Source organism: Sphaerospermopsis sp. LEGE 00249, from assembly GCF_014299995.1.
Lineage (GTDB): Bacteria > Cyanobacteriota > Cyanobacteriia > Cyanobacteriales > Nostocaceae > Sphaerospermopsis > Sphaerospermopsis kisseleviana.
On the sequence record NZ_JACJUZ010000003.1, the window covers coordinates 64,422 to 88,884 of the forward strand.

A 24,463-nucleotide genomic window follows, 5' to 3' on the forward strand; every position below is an offset into this window, starting at 1 on the left:
CCCTTACAGGAAAATAACCTGTGATAAAAATTGATAATTGTTCGCCCGAATGCTTCGCCCTTACAGGAAAATAACCTGTGATAAAAATTGATAATTGATAATTGATAATTGATAATTCATCATTTATAATGAAAAACCTCCTGACTTCTTGAAATTCTGATTCCTTAAAATTACTAATTTACCTCTAAAGTAGAGGAAAATATCCCTACCTAAGATAGACAAAAGATATCAAAGATCCAGCATAAGATTGTGAAGCGAGTAACAGTATTAGGTTAATATTTACTAGTTTTTTGTCAGTGATTTTCAAGTAAATTCTTAATTGTTAGGGGGTTAATAATGAGAATTGCCCAGGTTGCTCCACTGTGGGAGAGAGTACCACCTCCAGCTTATGGTGGAATAGAATTAGTCGTGGGTTTGTTAACAGATGAATTAGTCAAAAGAGGACATGAAGTAACATTATTTGCATCAGGAGATTCTCTGACTCTGGCTAAGTTAGTATCAGTTCATCCGCGGGCTTTAAGATTGGATAATACTGTCAAAGATTACAGTATTTATGAATTGCTAAATCTAGCTTCAGTTTATGAGCAATCCGCAGAATTTGATATTATTCATTCTCATGCAGGACACACACCTTTAGCATACACAAAGTTGGTAAAAACTCCCACAGTTCACACTTTGCATGGTATTTTTACACCTGACAACGAAAAAATCTTTAAATATGCCAAAAAACAGCCTTATGTGAGTATTTCTGATGCCCAAAGAGAACCCAAGTTAGGGTTAAATTATATATCAACAGTGTACAATGGAATTGATGTGAGTAGTTATGAGTTTTATCCTCAACCTGTAGATCCACCATATTTAGCATTCGTTGGCAGAATATCGCCAGAAAAAGGCACACATTTAGCAATTCAAATTGCCAAAAAAACTGGTTGGCAGTTGAAAATAGCTGGTAAAATAGATAGAGTGGATATAGAATATTTTGAGCAGGAAATTAAACCCCAGATTGATGGTAAGCAAATTCAATATTTAGGTGAAGCTAACCACGCAGAAAAAAATACTATCATGGGTTCTGCTTATGCCACTTTATTTCCTATTACTTGGAGAGAACCATTTGGTTTGGTAATGGTAGAATCAATGGCATCGGGTACACCTGTAATTGCGATGCGAATGGGTTCAACTCCCGAAGTAATTGCTGATGGTGAAACAGGTTTTTTGTGCAATAATATTCAGGAGTGTATTGAGGCTATTGAGCAAATAGAAAGATTAAACCGTTATGCTTGTAGGCGATATGTAGAAAACCATTTTAGTGTCAAACAAATGACTGATGGTTATGAAGCGGTTTATAAACAAATTATCAAAGAGAAATTTGCTCAAGAAAATGGACATTTTCGGACTACTTTAGTTCATTAAGTTCATTATCATTGTTGGGTGAGAGTTTCCACAAAAGCCATTACTAACAGTACAATTGCGGTTGGGGCTAGGGTTAAGGCTATTTCTCCTTTCAAGTTTAATCTGCGCCTGAGTGTGCGATTTTTCCTTTGTAATGGTTTTAAGCTAGAACGTTTTTGGCTCATGAGGCTTCAACTACAGCTAGTTATATCCACTTTAAGAATTAAGAGCGATTGCGCGGAGCGCAGCGCCGGAGGCGATCGCATCTTCCCACGAATGATAGACAATCTTGAAGTTGCAGGAGATCAAGGAGTCAGGAGTCAGGAGTAAAATTGGCTTGATAGCTGTAATAACTATTTAGCCTCACAAAAATTATGACATCGACAATTTCTATCAACGACAGTCAAAAGTTACAACTTTCACCTTTAGAAGTTCCCAACCGTTTATTACTGGGTCCTGGTCCATCTAACGCCCATCCTGCGGTATTGCAAGCTATGAATACCACACCTTTAGGGCATTTAGATCCGGCATTTTTAGCCTTGATGGATGAAATACAATCTTTATTGCGCTACGTTTGGCAAACGGAAAACCCCCACACTATCGCCGTGAGTGGTACGGGTACAGCAGCGATGGAAGCAACCCTAGCTAACACTGTAGAACCGGGAGATGTGGTTTTAATTGGTGTTGCTGGTTACTTCGGTAATCGTTTGGTAGATATGGCGGGAAGATATGGCGCAGATGTACGCACTATTACGAAACCTTGGGGACAGGTATTTTCTGTAGATGAAATTAAAACAGCGTTAGAAACTCACAAACCGGCAATTTTAGCATTAGTTCATGCAGAAACCTCCACCGGCGCACGTCAACCTTTAGAAGATGTGGGGGAGTTGTGTCACAAATATGGAACTTTGTTATTAGTGGATACTGTCACCAGCTTGGGTGGTGTTCCTATTTTCTTAGATGAGTGGGGTGTGGACTTAGCTTATAGTTGCAGTCAAAAAGGTTTAGGTTGTTCTCCTGGTGCATCTCCTTTTACTATGAGTCCCCGTGCAATGGAAAAGTTGCAGAAACGGGAGACTAAGGTGGCCAACTGGTATTTAGATATGTTGTTGTTAGGAAAATATTGGGGTAATGAACGCATATATCATCATACAGCACCGATTAATTTATATTATGGTTTGCGGGAAGCTTTGCGTTTAGTAGCGGAAGAAAGTTTAACAAATTGTTGGCAACGGCATCAAAAAAATGTTGAATATTTGTGGGAAAGTTTGGAAAGTATCGGTTTAAAAATGCACGTTGCTAAGGAATATCGTTTACCAACTTTAACTACTGTTTGTATTCCTGATGGAGTGGATGGAAAAGCCGTAGCAAAGCAGTTATTACTTGAGCATAATATTGAAGTTGGTGGTGGTTTGGGAGAGTTAGCGGGTAAAGTTTGGCGTGTGGGTTTGATGGGTTTTAATAGTCGCCCTGAAAATGTGGATCGGTTGGTTGAGGCTTTGCAGCAGGTTTTGGGTAAGTAGGGTGTTTAAGGTGGGCATTTTGCCCGCCAAGATCATGATTTTTTCACATTAAGATCCAAGGAAGGATGCAAAGAGGAAAGACTTTTTGATCCCAGAATCCCTACCCTGATAGAGTAGGGAGGATATCAAATAAGTCAAATAATTGAGCAGATGCGATCGCCTGGAGTCATATCACATCTGATTTAATAGTTAAGACTCCGTCATTTCCTTGACTAACCGCTGATCAGATGCCACTGCCAGTAGTTCTTCTACAATATCCCAAGCTGCTGCACATTCACGAGAAGTATCTCCTTTCACTGCACAAATTCTTCTAGCTTCTTCCCGTGCAGCTTCTATCTCATCCTCAATAAATATGGGTTTTGGATTATCAAACAAATCACTTTTTCTGAGGATATCAGTAATTGATATAATCCCTAACAACTTACCTTTAATTACGGGAGCGCGACGAATACGTGTATTGGCAAACAAACGCGCTACATACTCTACACCAAGCTCAGGATTGACTACAATACAAGGCTTGGTCATAATCTCGTAAACTCGCACTTGTTTGGAGTCTTTACCATAAGCGGCAACTTTATAGACGATATCAGTTTCTGTTACCATGCCATAAGGATCGTTTTCTGTGCGTGGTTCCACAACTAAAGAACGTAATCCTTTATATTTCATCAAATCCACGGCTTCTGCTACTGTTGCTGAACCACGAATTGTAATCACTTCTGTGGTCATTATGTCTTCTGCTTTCATCATATTTTTATAATTTCCTGTCAGTAGTTGGTTGGAAAAATTGTTCGGGTTAATTTGCCGATGTTGATGATTTTTTTCACTCATTCCTGAGATGTTTTCAGATTTTTATCTTTGGTAAATGAGTGTAGTTACCTGTGCAAAAAGTACAAAGAAATGAATTTTGATGTTTAATCTTCGTAAATTCTTGCCTCTGGAGCGTTGGGAAATTCTTCACAATACATTTCAAAAGTGCTTTTGGGATTTTCCACAAAGTCACTTTTTCTGAGGATATCAGTAATTGATATAATTCCTAACAATTTACCTTTAATTACAGGAGCGCGACGAATACCTGTATTGGCAAACAAACGCGCTACATACTCTACACCAAGCTCAGGATTAACTACAATACAAGGCTTGGTCATAATTTCATAAACTCGCACTTGTTTGGGGTCTTTGCCATAGGCACCAACATTGTAAACAATGTCAGTTTCTGTGACTATGCCATAGGGGTCGTTGTCTGTGCGTGGTTCGACAACGATAGAGCGCAGTTTATTATCTTTCATCAGTTTTACTGCTTCTGCTACTGTTGCTGAACCACGAATTGTTACCACTTTTGTGGTCATTATATCTTCAGCCTTCATCATGGTTGAAATCCTTAAAGCAATGAGTATGAATCTGTGGGATTTTGATCTGGTAAATGTCTAAAAATGAGGCTGAATAAAGTACACTCTCTGATCACTAGCATTTGCTCCTCACGAATCTCCGAAGGAGTATTAGATGTGGTAGAAGGTTTAAAACTGCTTGGTATTCCAGGTGCGTAAGCTTCAATTACACTTCCATCCAGAGAGCGCATCACCATCAGGTAGTCACAAACTAGACACTCTGTACGGATAATTTGATTAGCTAAACAATGGGTGTGAGTTAGGTGTTCATCAGTTGCAAACTGACGCTGTGCCTCACTACCGCAATTAGGACATCGAACTATCTGCGCTCTCTGCATAAAGCAATTGCCTCAATAATGGTTAAAGTATATTGGTTACAGCTGTGCTGAATTTTTCATAAGGAGCTATCCCAACAATTTTTTCCAATAAGTCACCGTTCTTGAAAAACATAACTGCGGGAATACTGCGGATACCAAATTGTTTGGCAAAAGTTGGATTTTCACCCACGTCTATTTTGACTACTTTGGCACGACCTGTGTATTCATCAGCGAGTTTATCCATTAAAGGACTAACCATTTTACAAGGTCCGCACCAAGTTGCTGTGCAGTCTAGTACAACTATTTCGTTATCACTTAATAGTGATTTGAACTCTGTTTCCTGGATATATTCAACTGTTGTCATATCAACTCCTTTTTTAATCTTTTTCAATTTTGAGTGGTGGTTGTGAAAGGGAAAACAGTAAAAGATAAGGTGGGATGGCAATGAGTTAATTTCTCTATTGAGAAAAAGCTGAGGTCAGAATTGCTGTAACCTTGATGAAATAAAAGTTTCAGTCTTTTAATTTTTCTTTGCTTACGCATAAAATACTCATTTTTTCGGCTTTGTTTTGCTGTTAGTCCGATAAGATTTGTCGTTCTTTGTTGATTAGTCTTTTGCTGGTATTCACAGTTTTTTGGTGAATTGTTAAACTCAAATCAGAAAAAGAAGTTTGTAAAAAATGAGTCACTATTTCCACAGGGCGATCGCCATTAATCACTGTTAAACATCCTTGCTGGCGATAATGCTGAATCACGGGTGCAGTCTGCTCTTGATAAACTTCTATTCGCTTACAAATAAGTTCAGGGTGGTCATCTGAACGCCCCCTTTGTCGCCACCTTTGTACCAAAACATCTGTTGGCACATAAAAACTGAAAACTCGGTTATAAGACTGTCCTAAAGTTGCTAATAGTTGATCAAGAAACTGAGCCTGGGATAAATTACCGGGAAATCCATCTAATATCCAACCTCGTTGAGTAGATGAAGCAGTTAAGCGTTGGCGGATGAGATCAAAAATTAAATAGTCTGGAACTAATTCACTTTTTTCTACATACGCTTTTGCTTTCAAGCCTAAAGCAGTTTGATTAGCGATCGCCTGACGTAATATTTCACCAGTGGAAATATGCGGAATTTGCCATTGGCTGGACAGTATTGCCCCTTGCGTACCTTTGCCACTACCCGGCACTCCTAGCAAAATCAATCGCATTCAAACACCCCCTATCTTGAAAAGCCTGAAAAATCTAACTCATTTACCAGCAATCACCAGTAATTGATGTACCATGTTGACAAAGGTAATTAAATTCTGAAAACAATGGCTGCTGAAGAATCGAAAGATCACTCCCTCTGGGAAAAACTCAACCAAGCCCGGAAAGCAAAAGCTGCCAGTGGCGGCTATGCTGGCTATGGTTCACCCGCTTTTGGTCAGCAATCAGTTAATGGTGAATTAGTAGACAATCCCGCTGAACAACAGATTATTGAATTAATTCGCCGTCATCACAAGTCAGGAAAATCACTACCACAAATTGCTGCTTGGCTCAATCAGCAAGGATATACCACCAAGCGAGGACATCAGTGGCAACCTGTGTCCGTTAAAAGGGTTTTAGACAGGCTTCATGGCAAAATGCAACGAATTTCTGGCATGGGTGAGGACTGATGTAGATATTGCCTCTCAATAGAGCCATATACCTCATATCTCTTCCTTTTCCTCTCCAGTTATCTGGCAATCGGCCCTTGGATATCCCAGTTTAAATCTTTAACGCTAATTTACCTTTTACAGCTTATAGCCTTTATATAGCAAGCTTTTCTCCCATTTATCTTTTACATCTCTCGTATTATATATATATTTTGCAGAATTTAATATATTTATTGCTAATAAATTTACAAAACTTCATAATTAGTTTTACCATTTATAATCTAGACCGAATAATCTATGCAAATTGATGATCCACTCATTGGCGTTCCCTGCCTGGAAGATGCAATAGATAAGCAACCACTGGTGGTTGCACCCCATACTTCCCTGATGGAAGTTGTAAATTTAATGAATCAGACACGAGGTAATAGTTGCTTATTACCGGATTTTGATGCAGGAATTACCTTTAATTCCATGCAAGGTACACGCTCCAGCTGTGTACTAGTCATGGAAGGGAGGGAATTATTAGGTATTTTTACAGAACGAGATATTGTGAGATTTACGGCTGCGGGTACGGATTTTGCTAGGGTAAAAATAGCTGATGTCATGGCACATCCAGTAATTACCCTGTCAGAAACTGTATTTAAGGACATCTTTGCCGCACTGTTTTTATTTCGTCGGTATCGTATTCGCCATTTGGTAATCGTCAATGAACACAAAGAGGTATTAGGAATTATTTCCCCAGAAAGTATTAGACAAATTTTACGCCCCACAAACCTACTAAAAATGAGGCGAGTGTCAGAGGTAATGACAACCCAAGTAATCCATGCACCACCAACAACTTCTGTACTCACCTTGGCGCAGATGATGGCAACTCATAAAGTGAGTTGTATAGTCATAACCAAAACAGACTCCTGGAATAATATTCTGCACGCTGTTAAGCCTGTAGGAATTGTTACAGAAAGAGACATTGTGCAATTTCAAGCATTGGGGTTAAATTTAGACCAAATTGAGGCAAAAACAGCGATGAGTACACCCTTGTTTTTGCTAACTCCAGAAGATTCCCTATGGTCAGCCCATCAAGAAATGCAGCAGCGGCGAGTACAACGATTAGTTGTATCCTGGGATTGGGGATCAAAGTTAGGAATAGTGACTCAAACCAGCTTGTTGCGGATATTTGATCCCTTAGAAATGTATGGAGTCATAGAAACTTTACAGCGAAATGTAGCGCAATTACAAGCTGAGAAAGCAGAATATCTCAGCAACCAAACTAATTCCCCAGAACCACCTCAACAACCAGTTCCCAAGGAAAACTTAAATACCCTGATTTCTCTGTTGGAAAGCAGGATAGAACATTTGATCAAAAACCCGAATCTATCCACAGAATTACAGCAAATGTATTTAAATTTAGCAATAACGGACATTGACAAAATGCGCCATTGCTATCATTCATCGACATAACTCCTCAATACCCTGTTCACTGGCATGAAGAGAATTTTCAATTCTGTTTGATCTTATACTATTTGAAAATTGTGTAGTCGTTATACTCAATACTAAGGTTCTACCTGGGAATTGATGAAGTGGCAAAACAAACCACTTCATTTTTATTGTGAAAATGGTGAATTTTCAATCATTAACTAATTCATCGTGCCATTTTTCCCGTTTTGGGCGTTTCTCTATTTCTCTCACTTCACCGTCATTCATTCTATCTATATACCAAGTTCCCCATTTTAAAGCTTTTTGTCTTTCTAAATGGTCAATAAATTGAATTATGGGTTGATCTAAGTCAATAGGAGATTTTAAATTAAACTGAATAGTTTGAAAAATTTTGTTGTCGTCTTTGATAAAGTCTTCAGCCACAAATTTACTCAGCCATAAAACCAAGCGATTATGTAATCTACCGAAAATACCCAAGCGTTTTTTAGTCATTAATATTGTCATTATTTCTGCTCTACCCGCTTCTATTAAACGGGAAGCAAATATAAGATGAAATTGTAAAAAATCTAAACTAATTGTAATCATTCCTGTCATCCCATACCAATAACAAAGATGATAATGAACTGGTTTTTTATAAAAAGGACGAATCAATTTTATTAACCAAGAGTCTGGACTTTCTTGGGTAGTATTGGTAAAGGTAATGGCATTTTCATTGAGTTCTTGTTTTTCAAAATTAAACTCTGATAGTAATTTATGAACTGTGTTAAAATGTTGAGCATCAATAGCATTAATCATAAAAACATTAGGGTGACAGTTGGTGATAAATCTTGCACTCAAAGCACTGTCAGATTCTTCCATTTCCAACTCAGGAATAAACGGTAAAGGTTGTTGTGGTGTTTCTCCTGTCCAAACCCAAATTAACCCATATTTTTCAGCAGTAGGCCAACTTTTAGCTTTAACTTTAACAGGTTCTTCTAAACAAGGAATTTCTACACAAAAACCTTCAGAATCAAATTTCCAATGATGAAAAAAACAGCGTATTTCATTACCTTCTACTGTTCCTTCTCCCAGATGAGCGCCAAAATGAGGACAGTAAGCATCTAAAATCACAGCTTGTTTATCTTCACCACGATAAATTACTAATTCTCTACCCAAAATTGTCACGGGTTTAACTTCACCAACTCGTAACTTTTTAGAAGGTATTACCCAATACCAACCTTCAATAAAACGTTCTGGTTGATTGAAAATCTTAGGTTTTCTAGTATGGTTAAAATTTGCTGAATTGACGTTCATTTTTAGATTTATACTTATAGTCAAGGGGGTAATCTAGAAATATCACACCCAGCAAATAAAAACGGTTATTTTCGGTACTTCATTGGTGATTGGTGATTGGGTAAGATTGTTAACCTATTCCCTATTCCCTATTCCCTATTCCCATTCTTATGTTATCATCAAAACAAGAGTTGGGAAAATCTGCTGTGTTAATTGAAGATAAACAACTACTTTTAATTGGTCAGGTAACAGAAAAAAGTGGTGTTCCTATTAGAACAATTCGTTATTATGAAAGTTTAGGTTTAATTCAAGCATCAGCACGTACTGAAGGAGGTTATCGACAATTTTCGTCTGATGTATTAACTCGATTATCTTTTATTAAAAGAGCGCAACATCTGGGTTTAAGTTTAGAAGAAATTAAAGATATTTTGGAAGTTTATGATCACGGTAAACCCCCTTGTTGTGAAATTCAAGAAAAACTCCAAGCAAAGTTATCACAGATTGATCATCAAATTGAGCAATTATTAACTTTACGCTCAGAAATTAATCAATTACTTTCCGGTTGGCAAAATACAGAAATCAAACCTGAAGATACTATTTGTCCAATTATTCAGAAATAAATTTGGTAATTGGTAATTGGTAATTGGTAATTGGTAATTGGTAATTGGTAATTGGTAATTGGTAATTGGTGATTGGTAATTGGGTTATTAAACTCCCTATCTTCCTACCTTCCTACCTCTGATTTACTAAAAATAAACCACCATAATTCTAAACCTATTAAACCTAAACCAGCAATAGTTACTGCAAATTTTAATTCTAAAGGTTGCTGAATAATTTGAAACTGTTGATTTTGATTATGCTGTGAATGTGAATAGGAATTTTCTGCTGTTGCTGGACTTGATGTTAATAACATTAAACAAGCAAGACTTACCCACAGGATTTTGTGATTGAATTTTTGATTGAATTTTTGATTGAATTTTTGAGTTAATGTTTTATTTAACATTTAATTGACTCCTGCTTGAAACTTACGTAATCTTAAAGCATTGCTAACTACAGAAACGGAAGAAAGTGCCATTGCTGCACCTGCAAGAATGGGGTTAAGTAACCAACCGAAAATAGGGTAAAGAATACCAGCCGCAACAGGGATACCAATGATGTTATAAATAAAAGCAAAGAAGAGATTTTGCTGAATATTATTAATGGTAGCGCGACTAAGTTGAATAGCGGTGACAATTGCTTGCAAATCTCCAGAAATTAAAGTAATATCACTTGCAGCGATCGCCACATCTGTACCTGTTCCAATAGCTATTCCTACATCTGCTTGCGCTAACGCTGGTGCATCATTAATACCATCCCCCACCATGGCGACAATTTTAGATTTTGGATTTTGGATTTTGGATTGTAATGATTTTACAATAGCAGCTTTTTGATCAGGTCTGACTTGAGCGAAAACTTGAGAAATACCAACTTGATGAGCGATCGCTTCCGCAGTAGGTTGATTATCTCCTGTTAACATTACCACTTCTAAACCCATCTTTTGCAATGTTTTTACCGCTGCTGTTGAGGAAGGTTTTAAAGCATCCGCAATAGCCATTATTCCTGCTAATTCTCCGTCAACAGCAATTAAAATGACAGTTTTTCCTCCGGTTTCCCAAGCAATTTTATATTCTTGCAAAGCATCGGTATTAATTGCTAATTCATTTAACCATCGTTCTGTCCCAATTTGCACTGAATGATGATTAACAATACCTTGTACACCACAACCAGCAACAGCTAAAAAATCCGTAACTTCTGTTAAATTAACTTGTTGAGATTCGGCATATTTTACCACAGCTTCCGCTAGAGGATGTTCAGAATTTCTTTCTACAGATGCAGCTAATTTTAATAAATTCATTTCATTTTGATTAGCTGTACCTTTAGCAGTCACAAAATCTGTAACTGTGGGTTTACCTTGAGTTAAAGTCCCCGTTTTATCAAGTACAATAGTTTTAATTTTATGTGCTAATTCTAAACTTTGGGCATCTTTAATTAAAATACCATTTTCCGCACCTTTACCAGTTCCTACCATGACAGAAGTAGGAGTAGCTAAACCCAAAGCACAGGGACAAGCGATAATTAAAACACCCACCATTGTAATCAGAGAAAGGGTAAAATTACCTGTAAAATTAAACCAAATCAAAAAAGTTGCGATCGCAATAGCAATAACAGCAGGAACAAACCACCCTGTTACCTGATCTGCTAATCTTTGAATAGGAGCTTTAGAACCTTGAGCTTCTTGGACTAATTTCACAATTTGTGCTAAAAAAGTATCCTTACCTACCCTAGTTGCTTTAAATTTAAAACTACCAGTTTTATTAATTGTCGCCCCAATAACTTCATCTCCTGGTTGCTTTTTCACAGGTAAACTTTCACCCGTTACCATCGCCTCATCTACCATTGAATTACCATCAATAACTTCCCCATCAACAGGAATTTTTTCCCCAGGACGCACCAAAATTATATCATTAATAATTACATCTTGAATAGGAACATCAATTTCTTTTCCATCCCGCACAACTCTAGCAGTTTTCGCTTGTAAACCTATTAATTTTCTAATAGCTTCCGAAGTTTGTCCCCTAGCGCGATGTTCCAAAAACCGCCCCAATAAAATTAAAGTGACAACCATTGCTGCAACTTCATAATAAACATGAGTTTCTAAACCTTGGGAAATAAAAAAACCAGGGAAAAGCGTAACCACTACAGAATAAAAATAAGCCGCACCAGTACCCAAAGCGATTAAAGTATCCATCGTTGCGGTGTGGTGTTTTAAAGACTTCCAACCATTTCTAAAAAACGAACCTCCACACCAAAACTGCACCGGAGTTGTTAATATTAACTGCAACCAAGGATGATGTAAAAAATCAGGAATAAAAGGTAATTTTAACCCTGTCATCATCGGTAAAGAACCGACAAACAGGAATGTGCTAATTATCCCCCCTGTCCATAATTTAAGCTTTAATTCTTGTTCTTCTGCTATTTTCTGGACTTGTACCACATCATCTTCACCCTGTGCTTCTACCATAGAAAAAGATGAATAACCAGCATCTTCAATAGCAGCTTTAATTTCTGTTAAATTAGTCTGTTGTGGTTCATAATTAATTGTTGCTTGTTCTGCACCAAAATTAACATTGCAATTAATCACACCAGGAACTGCAAGTATAGCTTGTTCCACATTATTAGCACAGGAAGCACAACTCATTCCTTTGAGTTTGAGAGTAATATTATTCATAATTTAGAGTAGGGAATAGGGAATAGGGAACAGGGAACAGGTCTAATAAATTTCTCCCCATCTCCCTAACTATTAAGCTGGAGGATAACCAGCAGCAACTAAAGCTTCTTTAATAGCAGTTTCTGAAGCTTGAGTATCGACATTGACAAGTTTGGTTTTGGGATCAGCTTCCACATTAGCGTTAGCATCTACGGCTTTAACTGCATTGGTAATATTGTTGGCACAAGCAGAACAAGCCATTCCCGGAACTGTAAGTTTGATTGTCATAACCTTAAACAAGAAAGTGAAAAAATCAAGTGAACAAAAAATTAAGATTCAACTGATAACTGATAACTGTCACCTGTCACCTGTCACCTTTTCCAACTGCTGCAATTTCTCAAGTTGGGCTGTTTGCGTTTTGATGATAGCTTGAGCTAAATTGCGAATTTGTGGCTCATTAGCATTTTCAGCAGTTGTCTTTGCCATCTTCACTGACATTTGTTGATGGTGAATCATCTTCCGCAAAAATTCCTGGTCAAAGTTGGGGGCATTTTCTAAAGCTTCTAAACTCATCATTCCTCCCATACCGTTACCTCTACCCATACCACCCATACCACCCATGTCCATACAATTCATAGCACCAGCGGGCAATTCTGCGCCATATAACTGTTTGTACAAAGCTTGTAATTGCTCAATTTCTTGGGTTTGCTCGGTTTTTATCTCAGTAGCCAACGCTATTATCTGGGGATTTTTCGCCTTCTGTATGGCCAAATCTGCTATTTTCACCGTTTTCTGAAAATGATGGTTCATCATGATCAGAAAACGCTGATCTTCCTGTTGCTGGGGCATGGTATGGGGCATGGTGTTTGTCTCACCAGCAGGGGTAGAAGGCGAATGTTGATGTGGTTGGGCTATGGCGCTATTGGTGAGGGATAAAGCGGCAAGTAAACCTAAAATACCAAAGTTGACTGATTTGTTAAGCATCACTTTTGCTCCTTTCGCTTCCCAAGGAAGGTTTAGGGCATTTCTGCCAAAAATCAGCAATTTGTTTTACCTATGTTACCAATTTTTGGCTGAGAGTCCTGTTGTGTTGTCTAATTTATCCTAAACCCTCTAGTCCACTAGAGAGTCTAGATTTATTTTACAAATCTTTAAATTTTAGTAAATCTTAATTAAATCTTAATTTAGACATTAATAGCCCTTGGATTATTCAAATACACATATTATCATAACCAGTCCAGAAGTCAAGACCCTTGGAAAATCGTTATCTGGAAAAAGCTTATTGACAGAAATTCTCAGAATTTTGGCGGTAAAAATGACTTGTGTAACTTTTTTGGCATTTTTTGGCAAAATGCTATTTAAATAATTTATATATTGGCGTTGATTAGTTTGCCTATTCTAATCAGATCCAAAAGCAACTGGCAAAATAGCATCAGTTAAAATTGCACCTTTGAGGTTAGCACCTGTTAAATTTGCACCTCTGAGGGTTGCACCTGTTAAATTTGCACCTGCTAAATTGGCATATTTCAAATTAGCCCCAGTTAAATCAGTATTGGTTAAATTAGCCTCACTGAAATTAGCGCGGAATAAGTAAGAACTTCCTAAATGTGATTTAGTTAAATTTGCCTTATAAAAATTAGCTTGATAAAGATAGCTTTGCATTATTTCTGCTTCATACAAATTAGCTTCTGACAAGTCAGCATTAATTAAATTAGCACCCATCAAATTAGCAAAACTCAGATTACTGCGGATGAGTTTACTATCTGCTAAATCGACATTTTTTAAATTAGCGTTGTGAAAATCAGTACCAATTAAATTAGCGTCTGTAATGATTGCACAGATGAGGTTAGAGGCTTTTAAATCAGCACCAATTAAAGAGACCTGAGATAAATTAGCCTGTGTCAAAATGGCATCTTGCAAATTAGCGAGACTCAAATTAGCTTGAGAAAAGTTAGCTTCGATTAACTTAGCGTGAGAGAGATTAGCACTACTTAAATTTGCACCTTGAAAATTTGTTCTGACCAATAAAGCATAACTTAAATTTACCTTATTTAAATTCACACCTTGGAGATTTGCACCCCGAAAGTTTTCTCCTACTAAGTTAGCGGTACTCAAATCAATTTCAATTTCCGGGTTTTCTTTTCTCCATCCTGTCCAAGTGACTGCACCTGATTTTAATAAAGTTAGATGTTGTTGATGTGCCATTTTTATTAATCCTTTTATTCTTGACGCTGACTTTGAGGAGTGCGGCCTGGTACATTTTCAATTGCGGTTAAAGCTCCAGCTGCACCGGCTAAAATATCTCGTTCCGTTCCTCCTAAATAAAGTCGCCCAAAACTGCCGACAGCTTGCACTTCCAGAATATTAATTGCGGCTGCTTTTTCCGCTTCATTAGCTGCCAGTGCAGCGTAAGCAGCGGGTTCAACTTCTAAAACATAGAGGGTTTGTCCTGCCAGTAGCAGTTGTCCGCGACGGGTACGGTTGATGAGTTGGGTTTGGTAAGCGTCAATGTTGCGGATGATCTGGCTAGAAACCACACGGGGTTTAAGACAGTCTTCTTTTCTGACTCCCAACAAGTCTAAAATCGCTTGTCCTGCGGCTCGTGTTTCTCCTTGAGAACCGGAATGTATTTCCAAAAGTCCATAAAGTCGTTCTACTATCTGCACTCCCGGACGGACAGAAGCGGATTTTAAGGCTACGTCTGTAACTTTATTGATTTCAATACCGGGTGAGATTTCAATCCACAGGGATGTATCCCCTGGTAATGGTAAAAAACCTTGGGCTACTGTTCCCATATATGCTGCGTGTTGCGGTTGCAGGTTGTCTAGAAATACGAAACTGCGTAATTCTATGCCCAAAGTGTTTTTCTCCAGTTATGAGTATGAGTATGTAATATATGAGTTTACCGATAAAGGCTGCATCTGAGAAGAAGGAGATCAAGGAGTCAGGAGTCAGGAGTCAGAAGGCAGGAGGCAGGAGGCAGGAGGCAGGAGGTAAAAGTCGAGGCAGAGCCTCTTGGTGGCATTCCCAGTCTGAGACTGGGAACGAGATAAGGAGTCAGGAGGCAGAAAGCAGAAGGCAGAAGGCAGAAGGCAGAAGGCAGGAGGCAGGAGGTAAAAGTCGAGGCAGAGCCTCTTGGTGGCATTCCCAGTCTGAGACTGGGAACGAGATAACGAAGTAACTTCTCCCTGCCCTTTGCTCCCTATTCCCTATTCCCTTAAAACGGTGTTACTGTTTGTAAATGCAGATGTTCCCCGGTGTGGAGATGTTTAAATGTGATTTCTCTGGCGTGTAGATGTAATCGAGTAGCGTTAGCATTGCAACCATATAGGCGATCGCCTAATATATTAATTCCCAATCCTGCTACATCCGCAGCATGAACCCGTAACTGATGAGTTCTTCCTGTTAGGGGTTTAAATTCTACACGGGTGTAATTTCCTTTTTTTCCGATAACTCGAAATTCCGTTACACTGGGTTTACCTTTTTCCCAATCTACTTTTTGATAAGGTCGGTTTTCAGGATCTCCCCACAATGGTAAATTAATAATACCTTTTTCTCCTTGTTCTGTGGTCAGTGAACCTGCAATAATAGCTTCATATATTTTATGTATTTGTCGGTTGGCAAATTGCTGATTTATCTGTGCATAAGTGTTTTGATCCCGTGCTAAGATTAAAATCCCAGATGTTTCTTGATCTAAACGATGCACTGACATTAATTCCCAATCATACAAATTTCGTAAACGACTTAAAACACTGTCTTGGTTTTCTACATACCGCCCTGGTACTGATAATAATCCCGGTGGTTTATTCACTGCAATTAACCATTCATCTTGATAAATAATTTCTAAGTTTGAAAAATCAGAAGTTGCAATTTTTAAACCAGATAGCAAAAACCCCATCAACGGTTGACATCTTTCAACACAAGCACCATAAAATTTTCCTGGAATCTTATCTTGAATTGTATCCTGAATTGTATCCTGAATTTTATCATATTCTGAAGATTCACCCCACCAAAATTCCGCCATTGCTAGGGGTTTTAAGTGATGAGTTGCTGCATAATGTAACAACTTGGGAGCGCAACATTCACCTGTACCTGTAGGTGTTCCTGTTGGTATTAATTGTTGGATAGATAAAGATTTTCCATAAAAATTAGTTAATTTATAAGCTGCGTGCATTTGGTTTTGTAATTCCCTGGATAGCTCTTTTCTCTGTTGTTTGAGTTCTCTAATTCTGTTATTTGTGGCTGTTATTTTATCATGTAAAGGCTGTAAAACTTCATTTTGACTACGTTTGAAGTATTTTCTTTCAATTCCCTGCTGACGGCTTTCTGCTTCTAGTTCTGCTAAAGCAAGTTCTAACTTTTCTCCTGTGAGGTTTTGTTGATATTGTTGACGTTTTTCTTGTCGTTGTTTTTTACTATAATTATGTTCTAAACTCATGTTGTCTAACTGTTGTTGAAATTTAGCAGCTAAGGTTTCATATTGTTGTCGTTCTGGAATTTGTTGAAGTTGAATAATTTCCTGTTTAATTTTTTCCAATTCTATTAAAGTTTGCTTTTCTGCTAAAGCTATTTCTGCTCTTCCGGGAATAGGTGAAACCCAACCTGCAACTACACTTAAACCATTTAAAAGACCAGAAAAAGCTTTAATAACTCTTTGTTCACCGTTGGGTAATTCAACTAATAGAATACCATACATTTTCCCTTCATTATTATAAAGTTGATTTTCCCGAAGTTGCTGCATTAAACTTTTAGCAATAGCTTCACTTAACGCCGTGCGTGGTAATTTCAGAAGTTCCCCTGTTTGGGGACATTTTCCCTCATAGTAATAGTTAGGTGGTGCAATTTCAATCTCCATATCTGGGTTAATAAAATCTGATAAATGATGTAAAATTACCATCTGAAAATTACCATCTATTTTCTAGTGTTTTTTATAGTAATTTTAATGACTATTGAACATTTATTGAAGATTTAACTTAGCTTATTATTGACGCAATACTGTCTCTTTCAAACTCTCTTGCCTTTGTGTACTTTGCGCCCTTTGCGGTTCAATCATAAGCAAACGGACATGATTTTACAAAACAATTACCAAAGTTTCCTTAATTGTTTACTAAATACTTAAATCATCCATTTCCTAAAAACTTAGCTTTCATTTCCTCCAATTCTTTATCTATAGCATCGTTATTAGTAGTAACAGAAGATTGTTGGTTAGCATTTTTTGATGGAACTTTACCACCTGTAAACTGTGTTTTGATTTCTAGTAATTCTTTCTCAATTTGACTAGGAGTTTGAGAATTAACAACTGGTTGAGAAGTAGAACGTTTTTGTTTAACTGGTTGAGTAATTATTGTCGGTGGGATAACTGCGGAAGTTTGAATATTTAAATTGTTATTTATGTTATTTAAATCTTGCAGAACTTCCTGAGTTGTTTGATAACGCCGACCAGGGATAGTTTCTACCATTTTATCAATAATATTACCCAATTCGTTACTAACGGGAGTTGGTAAATTTTGTCGCCATATCCAAGCAGCGTTATGGGTATCGTAACTATCAAAAGGCGATCGCCCTGTTAATAAATTAATACAAGTTACTCCCAAACTATAAATATCACTGGCAAAAATTGCCCTTCCCCGCATTTGTTCTGGTGCAACATATTCAGGACTACCTATACTTGTTCCTGTATGATTTAAAGCTGTACTTGTAAAAGATTTTGCAGCCCCAAAATCAACAATTACTAACTTATTATCATTAATACGACGAATAATATTTTCTGGTTTAATATCGCGGTGAATGACTTGTTTACTATGACAAAATTGTAATACATTTAATAAATCATTCAACAATTGTCGAATTTGATTTTCATTAAAAGTACCTTTGTTTATTAATTCATGAGCTAAATTTTGCCCATCAATAAATTCTTGGACTAAATACTGTCTGTCATCTTGAGTACAATAAGCCAACAGCGCGGGAATTTGGGGATGTGTTCCCAATTCATCTAACTGAATAGCTTCCTGATTAAATAACTCTATTGCTTTTTGTACCGTATTTGTACCCTGTGCTTGGGGAAAAAATTGTTTAATTACACAGGGAGGTTTTGAGGGTTTATCCTCATCCACCGCTAAAAAAGTCCTACCAAAACCACCTTGTCCGATGGGTTTGATAGGGCGGTAACGTTCTTTTAAAAGTAACTTAGTACCGCAAGTTAGGCAAAACTTGACATCATCAGGGTTTTCCGGTTTGGAACAATGGGGGTTAAGACAGTAACTCATAAAGGCGATCGCTCACTTGTCTATATTATGCCTTGTGCTTTGTTAAATGTTAATTGTTAAGATTATTCAAGAAAAGCATAGTATAACAAAAAAGGTAAACAAATTGGACTTTGATAATCATGAAAAATCAATTTTCTTGGACTCAACAATGGTATCCTATTAGTCCCACCCAAGTAGCACAAAATTTACTTTAGGTCTGGTCTGATCATAGTTTAACAGCATTTACAGATTGCACATCCAAATAACCAGCTACCATTCCCGACACAGAACTGGATATTAATGTAAGCGACTGGTTTATGTTTGAAGCACCAATATGTTAATTATCATCAGCTTGTTAGTAAAATTACTCATATAATTGGCAGTAATATCAACAATTATTGCTGTTTGTAGTTCTTTGGCATTTTATTTATTAGATGATCCTAGTAATTATATTGTGTAACAATACCTTAGCCATTTTCCCGTAGGTTGGGTTGAACGAAGTAAAACCCAACGTATTTGTTGGGTTTCGTTCCTCAACCCAACCTACAAATCAAGATATTTTTGATTTTGGCAAAGGTATTGGTGTAAAAATCAGAATTACCTAAAAGTTTAAAGTTTAATTTGCACAAGTTTTTATATTTTTTATATTTTTTATATTAAATTGATAAAATCTTTATTTTCTTCAAAATTTTATATGTTAAGCTAACCACCATTACGGTAAATAAAGTACCAAAACTTTTTACAGGGATATCTTCAAGATATAAACGTTAATTCATGCCCAGGGTAGATAACTTGAAATAAAAGATAATTGTCCCTGCTGAATTAACAATCAAGCCACATCTAATCCATGTTATTGGTACTCATACAGGGGCATTTTATTAGTTGGTGAGCAGTCCAGATAGCTAATTATCAATAATAATCATAGACCAAATAAATTTAGCATTATATCTGGACTGATTTAGTAGCCGAAATATCAAAACCTAATTCACTTTTTTTAAACTATTGAGGATTAACAGATGGTTCTTACTTTGAGAAAAACAATTCGTGATATTGTCTTCAGCAATCGCCAATTAGCAAAATTGTACTACTCAGTTAGCTTGACTCAACCTGTTTTACCACACTGGGTAGGTAATGACTACTACCGCACAAAATCATCATGGGAATTACAACCCCATCTCTGTCCATGTGATCTTGAATTAATCGAATATTTGCAAAAATATAATATTCAGGATCGGACAGTGTTTCATTTTGGTACAGGCGCTCATCACATTTTAGGATTAGAAAATCAGAAGTTAACAAAACCCAATGAAATTATTGGTATTACTGCTTCTATTCCTGAACATGAAGCTTATGTGCAAATGTGCCGTAAAAATCGTCATTTGGCTAAATTTTACAAGGTACTTTGTACAGATATCTACACTCTCACAGATCGTTCTTTACCAATGTTAGATGTGGTTGCACTCTTTCATATTGGTGAATTTTATATGGCTGAAGAAGCTCCCTTTGTGCATCATAATGATGAATCAATGGTTGATTTATTTCTCAGAAAATTGAATCCTCACGGGAAAATACTGTTCTATACACAGTCTGTAGGTTATGCTAAAGCTGAAGAAATCATCGAATCATTTACAGCCCAAGGTAAAATTTACCTAGTTGAAAAATACAAGAGTCTTTTGGTTTATGCTCAGAAACAGTAAGTTGAATCAAGCAGTGATGTGATATTAATTTAGAATAGGTAATATTTAGATCCCCCCAACCCACTTTTTAAGGGGGGCTAATACCAATTCTCTGTAATAATAGTGATTCAAGCGTTTTTAATAGAAACAATGGTGTGGTCATAAGATACGGTTGGGTTCTTTTTTCTTAAAACAGTACGATAATTAAGTGTTTATCCTAAAGCTGTATGAAATTCAGTAACTTCAGATTGTCCTAAAAAAGATTTTATCTCAACAGCTATTTTTTGACCTTCCTTTTCTGCTCCTAAAAGTCTTTCTGTTTCTAAATCAATTCTAAAATCAAGACCATCTACTGTAAATATTAAAGGATCATCAGTAATTAACCAACCATCTTTTTCTAAAGCTAACCTAACTGCATTGTGAAAAAAATCTTTTGCTGACATAAGAAGTTAAAGTGAGGATGTTTAATTATATTATTTTTCAGTCTTGTAATTGTAATTGAGCAATGTGGGAAAATTCCCTGTTAGTAAATCATCAGAATGCTTCTCTTTCAGGTTGTTCTAATTGTGGATGTCTAATAAATATTTCATCTTGGATACAACCATACAAATCACTCAATTTCATGGTTTGTTCTTTGGGTGAATTTTTCTTGATTTGTTGAATTATCTCTTCCTGTTCTTCTGCGGGAAGTTGTAAGACAAGGTTGAGAATTTGCTCAAAGGTTATAAGAAGTGAGTATGTTTTTTGTGTCATAGTATTTTCTCAATTATTAATAGCTGAAAAATCTCTGTAAATCTTGATTCAGGCATTTAAGCAACTGCAAATTCTGTATATTGTCTGATATCGGCTGGTTGGAAGGCTAAAACAATTTGATTTTTAGGAATACCAGCGTTAACAAGTTCGTTAGCTATACCGTATTCTGTTCCGTCTCTTTGAATCCAGATTTTATCGTTGATAATGTCTATATGAACTAAGCAACCATGCACCCGTTGATTATTTTCCCAACCTAATGTTAGTAGTAGGTAATGGTTAGTGTTTTGGCTGATTATTAGTTGTCTTTCTAGTTCTCCGTAAGCGTAGGGAAGTTGGGAATATTCCGTTAATATTTTTTGAATGATTTGGCGATATTTATCTAAGGTATCCATTGCAGTATTTCCTCTCGTTTTGGATCGAAGACAAGTAAACAAAGGCGTTGATTTTCTAATAATATTTTACCAATTGGTTCTTGAAATAGTTGTGATTTTTGTTTCGCGCAAAGAAAAAATGAAAACCGAAACCAAGGTTTTTGTAATGTTACCTATTGACAAATGATAACGGTTACGTATAATAGTACGTAAATCATATTTAGATTAAATCAGCGTTTCTGGAAAACGCAAGTATCATGTCAATTGCAATTTTTAGCAATGCGTTCTCAGATGAGCTAGTTACATTACAGCCACTGAGTTGAATCGTCAACCTGGACGAATTCTAGACAAAGCTTATGAACATCCAATCACAATTACTCGCAATGACCAATCTTTTGCGCTATTGCGTCGTGTAGATATGGCTTATCTTGTGAAAGGGGTAACACAAAGTAAGGCTGTTTTTGAGGTGTTATCGGTTGCATTTCAGTTATTATTAGGACAAAAAATAGGTTATGAGCATCCTTATGGATGGTTAAGCGTATTTGATGCTGATGAATTGCAAGATTTTATTAAAGAAGTGAGTGAGGCTTTTCGCTTAACTGATACTTCTAATGAAGCTTGGGATTTGATTGATGCTACTATTCATGAATGGCATGAAAGTGCGATCGCAATCACCAGTCCTGACCTAGCAGCAGCTTTTAATGATGAAAATAAAGAGGGTAAATCATGTTAAAATTTATGTTCAAATAATGATAAAAGTTGCAATTAAGCACAATTTAAGTTAAAATAATAACTGGAGTTTAAGTTAATAAGATGACTTACATAACATCAAAAAGAATGGTAAGAAGAGGAAGAATTTTTCCTGAATTGACTATATCACCAGAAGAATTAGCCAGACGAGAAGCAGAAGATGAAATATTTTATCAACGTTGTCGGGCAATTTTTGAGCGTGTCCGTCCTGAATATATTGAAAATCACTATGGTTGGTATATTGCTATAGAACCAGATAGTGGAGAATATTTAATTGATCAGGATAGGATGGAATCTCATAAAAGAATGTTGGAAAAATATCCTCAAGCTAGACATTTCGTTTTTTGTTTGAATGAAACGGGGACAACTGGCACAATATGATAGAGGGTTATTTTGGAGAAAATGGGCAATTATTTTTTGAAATTGAATTAGTTAATGATAGCTTAAATCTTCCTATAGATGCCCTATTTGATACGGGATTTGCAGGTTTTATGGCTATTAATACACAAGATTTAGATGGATTAGAATGGGTGTATAGTGGGGAGGAAATGTTACGGACTGCGAAAGGTGAATCAAAATTTCAGATTTATTTAGGTCAAGTGATATTAGACGGAAAGCAGTATCAAATTCCGGTGAATGTTGGTAAAGGAATTAATGAAGTTTTATTGGGTTCTGAGTGGTTAAAGTTGTTGCGTTTGGTGGTGGATTTTCCAGAAGGTATTTTGACTTTGGGATGATTTTTTATCTCACGCAGAGACGCAAGTTCTATTACTTTGGTTAAATAATTTTCTGTGTGTTTTGTTAATACTGTTTTGACTAATTTAGGATAATTTATTGTTTCTATAAAATAATCTCCTGTTTGATGGGTGGAAATACTAGCAATTTTAATTGATGTCAGGTATGATAGTTTCAATCTTTTATTTTCGTAGGTTGGTTAAGCGAAGCGCAACCCAAAGCAGTTAAATTATAAAGATGTTGGGTTTCGTTCCTCAACCCAACCTACGTAACTAAAGGTTTTATGGAAAATAAAAAAAGGAAAATAAAATTAAGTATTAAGGAATATATTAGGATCAAATTCCTCATCAAATTCTCCAATTAGTGTTTCTCGAATTTCCGTAAAATCCTGAACTAAGCTAAAAAGATCTTCTGTTTTTTGTAACATTGGAGAATTAGTTTCTTTATCAATATCTCTCAGCTTTTTAATATTATCAAATAACGTTTGATCAGAATACCATGCCCTTCCAAATCGCACTTCTTTAATTTTGATTTTATTCTTATCTTCAATTAGCTCCTGGAAGTTTTTAAGTGAACTTTCAGCTATTGTGAAAGCTTCGTTATGTTCTATTACTACCGGACGTTTTCTAGCTTTACGATTACGAATACGTTTTTGTTTGCCTTGAATCTGCTCTTTTAATGCTTGAATTATTTGTTCAGCTTGCTCTTTCTTTTGTTCATTAATTTTATTTAATCTCTCCTGTCTTTTTTCACTAGGACTTTTTTCTTTAGGATATTTTTCTAGATAAGCTGCTACTGCTTGTTCTTGATATTCCTTGATGTTATTGTCAATTTTAAAAGTATTTGCAAATAATTCGACTAACAGTTGAATAGTTTCTTTATTTTGGACTGCCCATATATAAAGTGGCGTGGTTTGTGAATACTTACTCCTAAGTTCTGAAATATTTTCTTGGCGACTTTTAATATATGCTTTGTGATGTGTCATTTCTTGCTGAGAGTATTTACTTGCTTTTTTATGTATTCTGCTGCTAGTTTATCAGACTGAAGATACAGTTTGTCTATCTTTTCTTGAGCATAATTTCCTAACTTGCCTGTTTCTAAAGCCTTTTCTATTCCAATAAAACTACTTTTAACTTGTATAGGAAAATAGCAATCATTCCATTGAATTATTACATCCCATCGTAAACCAACATCAGCGACACTATCAGATGGAGTTTGAGCCGCAGTAATTCCAGGAAGTGCATTCAAAGCACAACAAATAACATCAACAGTTTTTTGTCCATGTTCATGATTACTGCTTGTTTCTAAATAGCCTCCAAGAAATTCGTTACACATACTCCCAACAAATTCAGGAGATTGAGAATAGCATTTACCCCGGATACCATACAAATTGCGATCAATTCTACCGGAAAGTACAAAACGATTTTTGGCATCTTGAAATAGTTCTAACTCCCCAGCACTTTTTGAAAGTTGTATAAGACTGGAAACAAGTGATTTACTGTCTATTTTAGATTCTTTAATTTTTTGTTGCTGCAAGAAAACCAAACATTTTTCTAGCAGCAATTTTTGCTGATCTTTTGTCAGTGATTGCCACCATTTATTAGTGGCAATTCCATCATTTATCCCGTTTTGCCACTCTAAAATTACATCAGGGGGAATGGAAATTGGTAAATTAAAATTTAGGATCATAAGATAATTCTCCAGTATTAGATAAGTGATTAAATTATTTCAAATC

Annotated in this window: 29 protein-coding genes and 1 pseudogene; 10 read left to right on the plus strand and 20 right to left on the minus strand. The window is 36.4% G+C overall.

All coding sequences use genetic code 11. The features are described from left to right. The first annotated feature begins 336 nt into the window (after window positions 1-336). A complete protein-coding gene (locus H5968_RS02070) occupies window positions 337-1,410 on the plus strand; it encodes a glycosyltransferase family 4 protein (RefSeq protein ID WP_187038609.1) in 1,074 nt (357 codons plus the stop codon). A gap of 8 nt (window positions 1,411-1,418) precedes the next feature. Here the strand turns inward: H5968_RS02070 and H5968_RS02075 are convergent, their stop codons facing one another. After that, window positions 1,419-1,574, minus strand: coding sequence for a hypothetical protein (locus tag H5968_RS02075; protein WP_187038610.1), 156 nt, complete (start codon window positions 1,572-1,574; stop codon window positions 1,419-1,421). On the opposite strand from H5968_RS02075, the gene H5968_RS25020 reads away from it, so the two are divergent. Both H5968_RS25020 and H5968_RS02080 read left to right on the plus strand, forming a co-directional pair. After that, window positions 1,573-1,719, plus strand: coding sequence for a hypothetical protein (locus H5968_RS25020; protein WP_190346916.1), 147 nt, complete (start codon window positions 1,573-1,575; stop codon window positions 1,717-1,719). The two genes, H5968_RS02075 and H5968_RS25020, sit on opposite strands and share 2 nt — an antisense overlap. Window positions 1,720-1,763: 44 nt before the next feature. Next, window positions 1,764-2,912: an alanine--glyoxylate aminotransferase family protein gene (locus H5968_RS02080; protein ID WP_096570844.1), complete on the plus strand. Its 1,149-nt coding sequence runs from the start codon at window positions 1,764-1,766 to the stop codon at window positions 2,910-2,912. Window positions 2,913-3,101: 189 nt separating this feature from the next. Here H5968_RS02080 and H5968_RS02085 read toward each other — a convergent pair whose 3' ends face one another. The 5 genes from H5968_RS02085 to H5968_RS02105 all read right to left on the minus strand — a co-directional run bounded on the left by H5968_RS02085 (window position 3,102) and on the right by H5968_RS02105 (window position 5,819). After that, window positions 3,102-3,659: a CBS domain-containing protein gene (locus H5968_RS02085; protein ID WP_096572785.1), complete on the minus strand. Its 558-nt coding sequence runs from the start codon at window positions 3,657-3,659 to the stop codon at window positions 3,102-3,104. A gap of 164 nt (window positions 3,660-3,823) precedes the next feature. Further along, on the minus strand, window positions 3,824-4,279 hold the full coding sequence (locus H5968_RS02090; protein WP_096570842.1) for a CBS domain-containing protein: 456 nt from the start codon (window positions 4,277-4,279) through the stop codon (window positions 3,824-3,826). A gap of 11 nt (window positions 4,280-4,290) precedes the next feature. Further along, window positions 4,291-4,635, minus strand: coding sequence for a hypothetical protein (locus H5968_RS26015; RefSeq protein ID WP_307722505.1), 345 nt, complete (start codon window positions 4,633-4,635; stop codon window positions 4,291-4,293). 22 nt (window positions 4,636-4,657) lie between these two features. After that, window positions 4,658-4,978 (minus strand): thioredoxin, encoded by a 321-nt coding sequence (trxA, locus tag H5968_RS02100; RefSeq protein ID WP_187038611.1) that lies wholly within the window; start codon window positions 4,976-4,978, stop codon window positions 4,658-4,660. A 211-nt stretch (window positions 4,979-5,189) separates the two neighbouring features. Beyond that, the gene (locus tag H5968_RS02105) at window positions 5,190-5,819 is read right to left on the minus strand and encodes an adenylate kinase (protein WP_187038612.1); all 630 of its coding nucleotides are present in this window, start codon (window positions 5,817-5,819) and stop codon (window positions 5,190-5,192) included. A 105-nt stretch (window positions 5,820-5,924) separates the two neighbouring features. Between H5968_RS02105 and H5968_RS02110 the strand changes: the two genes are divergently transcribed. Both H5968_RS02110 and H5968_RS02115 read left to right on the plus strand, forming a co-directional pair. Next, complete coding sequence (locus H5968_RS02110) at window positions 5,925-6,266, plus strand: recombinase family protein (RefSeq protein WP_187038613.1); 342 nt, start codon at window positions 5,925-5,927, stop codon at window positions 6,264-6,266. A 276-nt stretch (window positions 6,267-6,542) separates the two neighbouring features. Continuing rightward, window positions 6,543-7,703, plus strand: coding sequence for a CBS domain-containing protein (locus H5968_RS02115; protein ID WP_187038614.1), 1,161 nt, complete (start codon window positions 6,543-6,545; stop codon window positions 7,701-7,703). Window positions 7,704-7,868: 165 nt separating this feature from the next. Here the strand turns inward: H5968_RS02115 and H5968_RS02120 are convergent, their stop codons facing one another. Next, window positions 7,869-8,972 (minus strand): aromatic ring-hydroxylating dioxygenase subunit alpha, encoded by a 1,104-nt coding sequence (locus H5968_RS02120; RefSeq protein WP_187038615.1) that lies wholly within the window; start codon window positions 8,970-8,972, stop codon window positions 7,869-7,871. 149 nt (window positions 8,973-9,121) lie between these two features. Here H5968_RS02120 and H5968_RS02125 point away from each other — a divergent pair, with 149 nt between their 5' ends. Further along, a complete protein-coding gene (locus tag H5968_RS02125; RefSeq protein WP_199291249.1) occupies window positions 9,122-9,571 on the plus strand; it encodes a heavy metal-responsive transcriptional regulator in 450 nt (149 codons plus the stop codon). Between the two features lie 104 nt (window positions 9,572-9,675). Here the strand turns inward: H5968_RS02125 and H5968_RS02130 are convergent, their stop codons facing one another. From H5968_RS02130 to H5968_RS02165, 8 genes are all read right to left on the minus strand, one after another. Then, window positions 9,676-9,954 carry a hypothetical protein gene (locus tag H5968_RS02130; protein ID WP_255427020.1) on the minus strand — a complete coding sequence of 93 codons (279 nt, stop codon included), beginning with the start codon at window positions 9,952-9,954 and terminating at the stop codon, window positions 9,676-9,678. Beyond that, window positions 9,955-12,219: a heavy metal translocating P-type ATPase gene (locus H5968_RS02135; protein ID WP_187038616.1), complete on the minus strand. Its 2,265-nt coding sequence runs from the start codon at window positions 12,217-12,219 to the stop codon at window positions 9,955-9,957. 72 nt (window positions 12,220-12,291) lie between these two features. Beyond that, window positions 12,292-12,486: a heavy-metal-associated domain-containing protein gene (locus H5968_RS02140; RefSeq protein WP_187038617.1), complete on the minus strand. Its 195-nt coding sequence runs from the start codon at window positions 12,484-12,486 to the stop codon at window positions 12,292-12,294. A gap of 69 nt (window positions 12,487-12,555) precedes the next feature. Then, on the minus strand, window positions 12,556-13,182 hold the full coding sequence (locus H5968_RS02145; RefSeq protein WP_187038618.1) for a DUF305 domain-containing protein: 627 nt from the start codon (window positions 13,180-13,182) through the stop codon (window positions 12,556-12,558). A 414-nt stretch (window positions 13,183-13,596) separates the two neighbouring features. Continuing rightward, on the minus strand, window positions 13,597-14,403 hold the full coding sequence (locus tag H5968_RS02150; protein WP_187038619.1) for a pentapeptide repeat-containing protein: 807 nt from the start codon (window positions 14,401-14,403) through the stop codon (window positions 13,597-13,599). Between the two features lie 14 nt (window positions 14,404-14,417). Next, a complete protein-coding gene (locus H5968_RS02155) occupies window positions 14,418-15,056 on the minus strand; it encodes a hypothetical protein (protein ID WP_096570820.1) in 639 nt (212 codons plus the stop codon). Window positions 15,057-15,415: 359 nt separating this feature from the next. Further along, the gene (locus tag H5968_RS02160) at window positions 15,416-17,095 is read right to left on the minus strand and encodes an RluA family pseudouridine synthase (RefSeq protein ID WP_187038620.1); all 1,680 of its coding nucleotides are present in this window, start codon (window positions 17,093-17,095) and stop codon (window positions 15,416-15,418) included. A 223-nt stretch (window positions 17,096-17,318) separates the two neighbouring features. Beyond that, window positions 17,319-18,464 (minus strand): serine/threonine-protein kinase, encoded by a 1,146-nt coding sequence (locus H5968_RS02165; protein WP_187038621.1) that lies wholly within the window; start codon window positions 18,462-18,464, stop codon window positions 17,319-17,321. 995 nt (window positions 18,465-19,459) lie between these two features. On the opposite strand from H5968_RS02165, the gene H5968_RS02170 reads away from it, so the two are divergent. After that, window positions 19,460-20,140, plus strand: a complete 681-nt coding sequence (locus H5968_RS02170; RefSeq protein WP_187038622.1) for a hypothetical protein — start codon at window positions 19,460-19,462, stop codon at window positions 20,138-20,140. Between the two features lie 194 nt (window positions 20,141-20,334). Here the strand turns inward: H5968_RS02170 and H5968_RS02175 are convergent. The 3 genes and pseudogenes from H5968_RS02175 to H5968_RS02185 all read right to left on the minus strand — a co-directional run. After that, window positions 20,335-20,562, minus strand: a pseudogene (locus tag H5968_RS02175) (element excision factor XisH family protein); the annotation flags it as partial. Window positions 20,563-20,653: 91 nt separating this feature from the next. Continuing rightward, window positions 20,654-20,872 (minus strand): hypothetical protein, encoded by a 219-nt coding sequence (locus H5968_RS02180; RefSeq protein ID WP_187038623.1) that lies wholly within the window; start codon window positions 20,870-20,872, stop codon window positions 20,654-20,656. 56 nt (window positions 20,873-20,928) lie between these two features. Then, on the minus strand, window positions 20,929-21,264 hold the full coding sequence (locus H5968_RS02185; RefSeq protein ID WP_187038624.1) for a XisI protein: 336 nt from the start codon (window positions 21,262-21,264) through the stop codon (window positions 20,929-20,931). 298 nt (window positions 21,265-21,562) lie between these two features. Here H5968_RS02185 and H5968_RS02190 point away from each other — a divergent pair, with 298 nt between their 5' ends. The 3 genes from H5968_RS02190 (at window position 21,563) to H5968_RS02200 (ending at window position 22,730) form a co-directional block, all read left to right on the plus strand. Beyond that, complete coding sequence (locus tag H5968_RS02190) at window positions 21,563-21,976, plus strand: hypothetical protein (protein ID WP_255427021.1); 414 nt, start codon at window positions 21,563-21,565, stop codon at window positions 21,974-21,976. A gap of 80 nt (window positions 21,977-22,056) precedes the next feature. Further along, window positions 22,057-22,374, plus strand: coding sequence for a hypothetical protein (locus tag H5968_RS02195; RefSeq protein ID WP_096570807.1), 318 nt, complete (start codon window positions 22,057-22,059; stop codon window positions 22,372-22,374). Further along, the gene (locus H5968_RS02200) at window positions 22,371-22,730 is read left to right on the plus strand and encodes an aspartyl protease (RefSeq protein ID WP_187038625.1); all 360 of its coding nucleotides are present in this window, start codon (window positions 22,371-22,373) and stop codon (window positions 22,728-22,730) included. Before H5968_RS02195 ends, H5968_RS02200 begins: the two co-directional genes overlap by 4 nt. Window positions 22,731-23,038: 308 nt before the next feature. On the opposite strand, the gene H5968_RS02205 is transcribed toward H5968_RS02200, so the two are convergent. Together H5968_RS02205 and H5968_RS02210 are read right to left on the minus strand one after the other, a co-directional pair. Continuing rightward, window positions 23,039-23,713 carry a hypothetical protein gene (locus H5968_RS02205; RefSeq protein WP_187038626.1) on the minus strand — a complete coding sequence of 225 codons (675 nt, stop codon included), beginning with the start codon at window positions 23,711-23,713 and terminating at the stop codon, window positions 23,039-23,041. Then, window positions 23,710-24,417: a hypothetical protein gene (locus H5968_RS02210; RefSeq protein WP_187038627.1), complete on the minus strand. Its 708-nt coding sequence runs from the start codon at window positions 24,415-24,417 to the stop codon at window positions 23,710-23,712. The genes H5968_RS02205 and H5968_RS02210 overlap by 4 nt, the downstream gene beginning before the upstream one ends. Between the last annotated feature and the right edge of the window lie 46 nt (window positions 24,418-24,463).

Excerpts from the sequence above, each read along its gene's own strand:
- H5968_RS26015 (WP_307722505.1), bottom strand. The coding sequence starts at position 4,635 with ATGCAGAGAGCGCAGATAGTTCGATGTCCTAATTGCGGTAGTGAGGCA.
- trxA (WP_187038611.1), bottom strand. The coding sequence starts at position 4,978 with ATGACAACAGTTGAATATATCCAGGAAACAGAGTTCAAATCACTATTA.
- H5968_RS02185 (WP_187038624.1), bottom strand. The coding sequence starts at position 21,264 with ATGGATACCTTAGATAAATATCGCCAAATCATTCAAAAAATATTAACG.
- H5968_RS02115 (WP_187038614.1), top strand. The coding sequence starts at position 6,543 with ATGCAAATTGATGATCCACTCATTGGCGTTCCCTGCCTGGAAGATGCA.
- H5968_RS02125 (WP_199291249.1), top strand. The coding sequence starts at position 9,122 with ATGTTATCATCAAAACAAGAGTTGGGAAAATCTGCTGTGTTAATTGAA.
- H5968_RS02110 (WP_187038613.1), top strand. The coding sequence starts at position 5,925 with ATGGCTGCTGAAGAATCGAAAGATCACTCCCTCTGGGAAAAACTCAAC.
- H5968_RS25020 (WP_190346916.1), top strand. The coding sequence starts at position 1,573 with ATGAGGCTTCAACTACAGCTAGTTATATCCACTTTAAGAATTAAGAGC.
- H5968_RS02160 (WP_187038620.1), bottom strand. The coding sequence starts at position 17,095 with ATGGTAATTTTACATCATTTATCAGATTTTATTAACCCAGATATGGAG.
- H5968_RS02150 (WP_187038619.1), bottom strand. The coding sequence starts at position 14,403 with ATGGCACATCAACAACATCTAACTTTATTAAAATCAGGTGCAGTCACT.
- H5968_RS02090 (WP_096570842.1), bottom strand. The coding sequence starts at position 4,279 with ATGATGAAGGCTGAAGATATAATGACCACAAAAGTGGTAACAATTCGT.
- H5968_RS02075 (WP_187038610.1), bottom strand. The coding sequence starts at position 1,574 with ATGAGCCAAAAACGTTCTAGCTTAAAACCATTACAAAGGAAAAATCGC.
- H5968_RS02145 (WP_187038618.1), bottom strand. The coding sequence starts at position 13,182 with ATGCTTAACAAATCAGTCAACTTTGGTATTTTAGGTTTACTTGCCGCT.
- H5968_RS02195 (WP_096570807.1), top strand. The coding sequence starts at position 22,057 with ATGACTTACATAACATCAAAAAGAATGGTAAGAAGAGGAAGAATTTTT.
- H5968_RS02180 (WP_187038623.1), bottom strand. The coding sequence starts at position 20,872 with ATGACACAAAAAACATACTCACTTCTTATAACCTTTGAGCAAATTCTC.
- H5968_RS02085 (WP_096572785.1), bottom strand. The coding sequence starts at position 3,659 with ATGATGAAAGCAGAAGACATAATGACCACAGAAGTGATTACAATTCGT.
- H5968_RS02200 (WP_187038625.1), top strand. The coding sequence starts at position 22,371 with ATGATAGAGGGTTATTTTGGAGAAAATGGGCAATTATTTTTTGAAATT.
- H5968_RS02105 (WP_187038612.1), bottom strand. The coding sequence starts at position 5,819 with ATGCGATTGATTTTGCTAGGAGTGCCGGGTAGTGGCAAAGGTACGCAA.
- H5968_RS02130 (WP_255427020.1), bottom strand. The coding sequence starts at position 9,954 with ATGTTAAATAAAACATTAACTCAAAAATTCAATCAAAAATTCAATCAA.
- H5968_RS02205 (WP_187038626.1), bottom strand. The coding sequence starts at position 23,713 with ATGACACATCACAAAGCATATATTAAAAGTCGCCAAGAAAATATTTCA.
- H5968_RS02165 (WP_187038621.1), bottom strand. The coding sequence starts at position 18,464 with ATGAGTTACTGTCTTAACCCCCATTGTTCCAAACCGGAAAACCCTGAT.
- H5968_RS02120 (WP_187038615.1), bottom strand. The coding sequence starts at position 8,972 with ATGAACGTCAATTCAGCAAATTTTAACCATACTAGAAAACCTAAGATT.
- H5968_RS02170 (WP_187038622.1), top strand. The coding sequence starts at position 19,460 with ATGGTTCTTACTTTGAGAAAAACAATTCGTGATATTGTCTTCAGCAAT.
- H5968_RS02080 (WP_096570844.1), top strand. The coding sequence starts at position 1,764 with ATGACATCGACAATTTCTATCAACGACAGTCAAAAGTTACAACTTTCA.
- H5968_RS02070 (WP_187038609.1), top strand. The coding sequence starts at position 337 with ATGAGAATTGCCCAGGTTGCTCCACTGTGGGAGAGAGTACCACCTCCA.
- H5968_RS02210 (WP_187038627.1), bottom strand. The coding sequence starts at position 24,417 with ATGATCCTAAATTTTAATTTACCAATTTCCATTCCCCCTGATGTAATT.
- H5968_RS02135 (WP_187038616.1), bottom strand. The coding sequence starts at position 12,219 with ATGAATAATATTACTCTCAAACTCAAAGGAATGAGTTGTGCTTCCTGT.
- H5968_RS02140 (WP_187038617.1), bottom strand. The coding sequence starts at position 12,486 with ATGACAATCAAACTTACAGTTCCGGGAATGGCTTGTTCTGCTTGTGCC.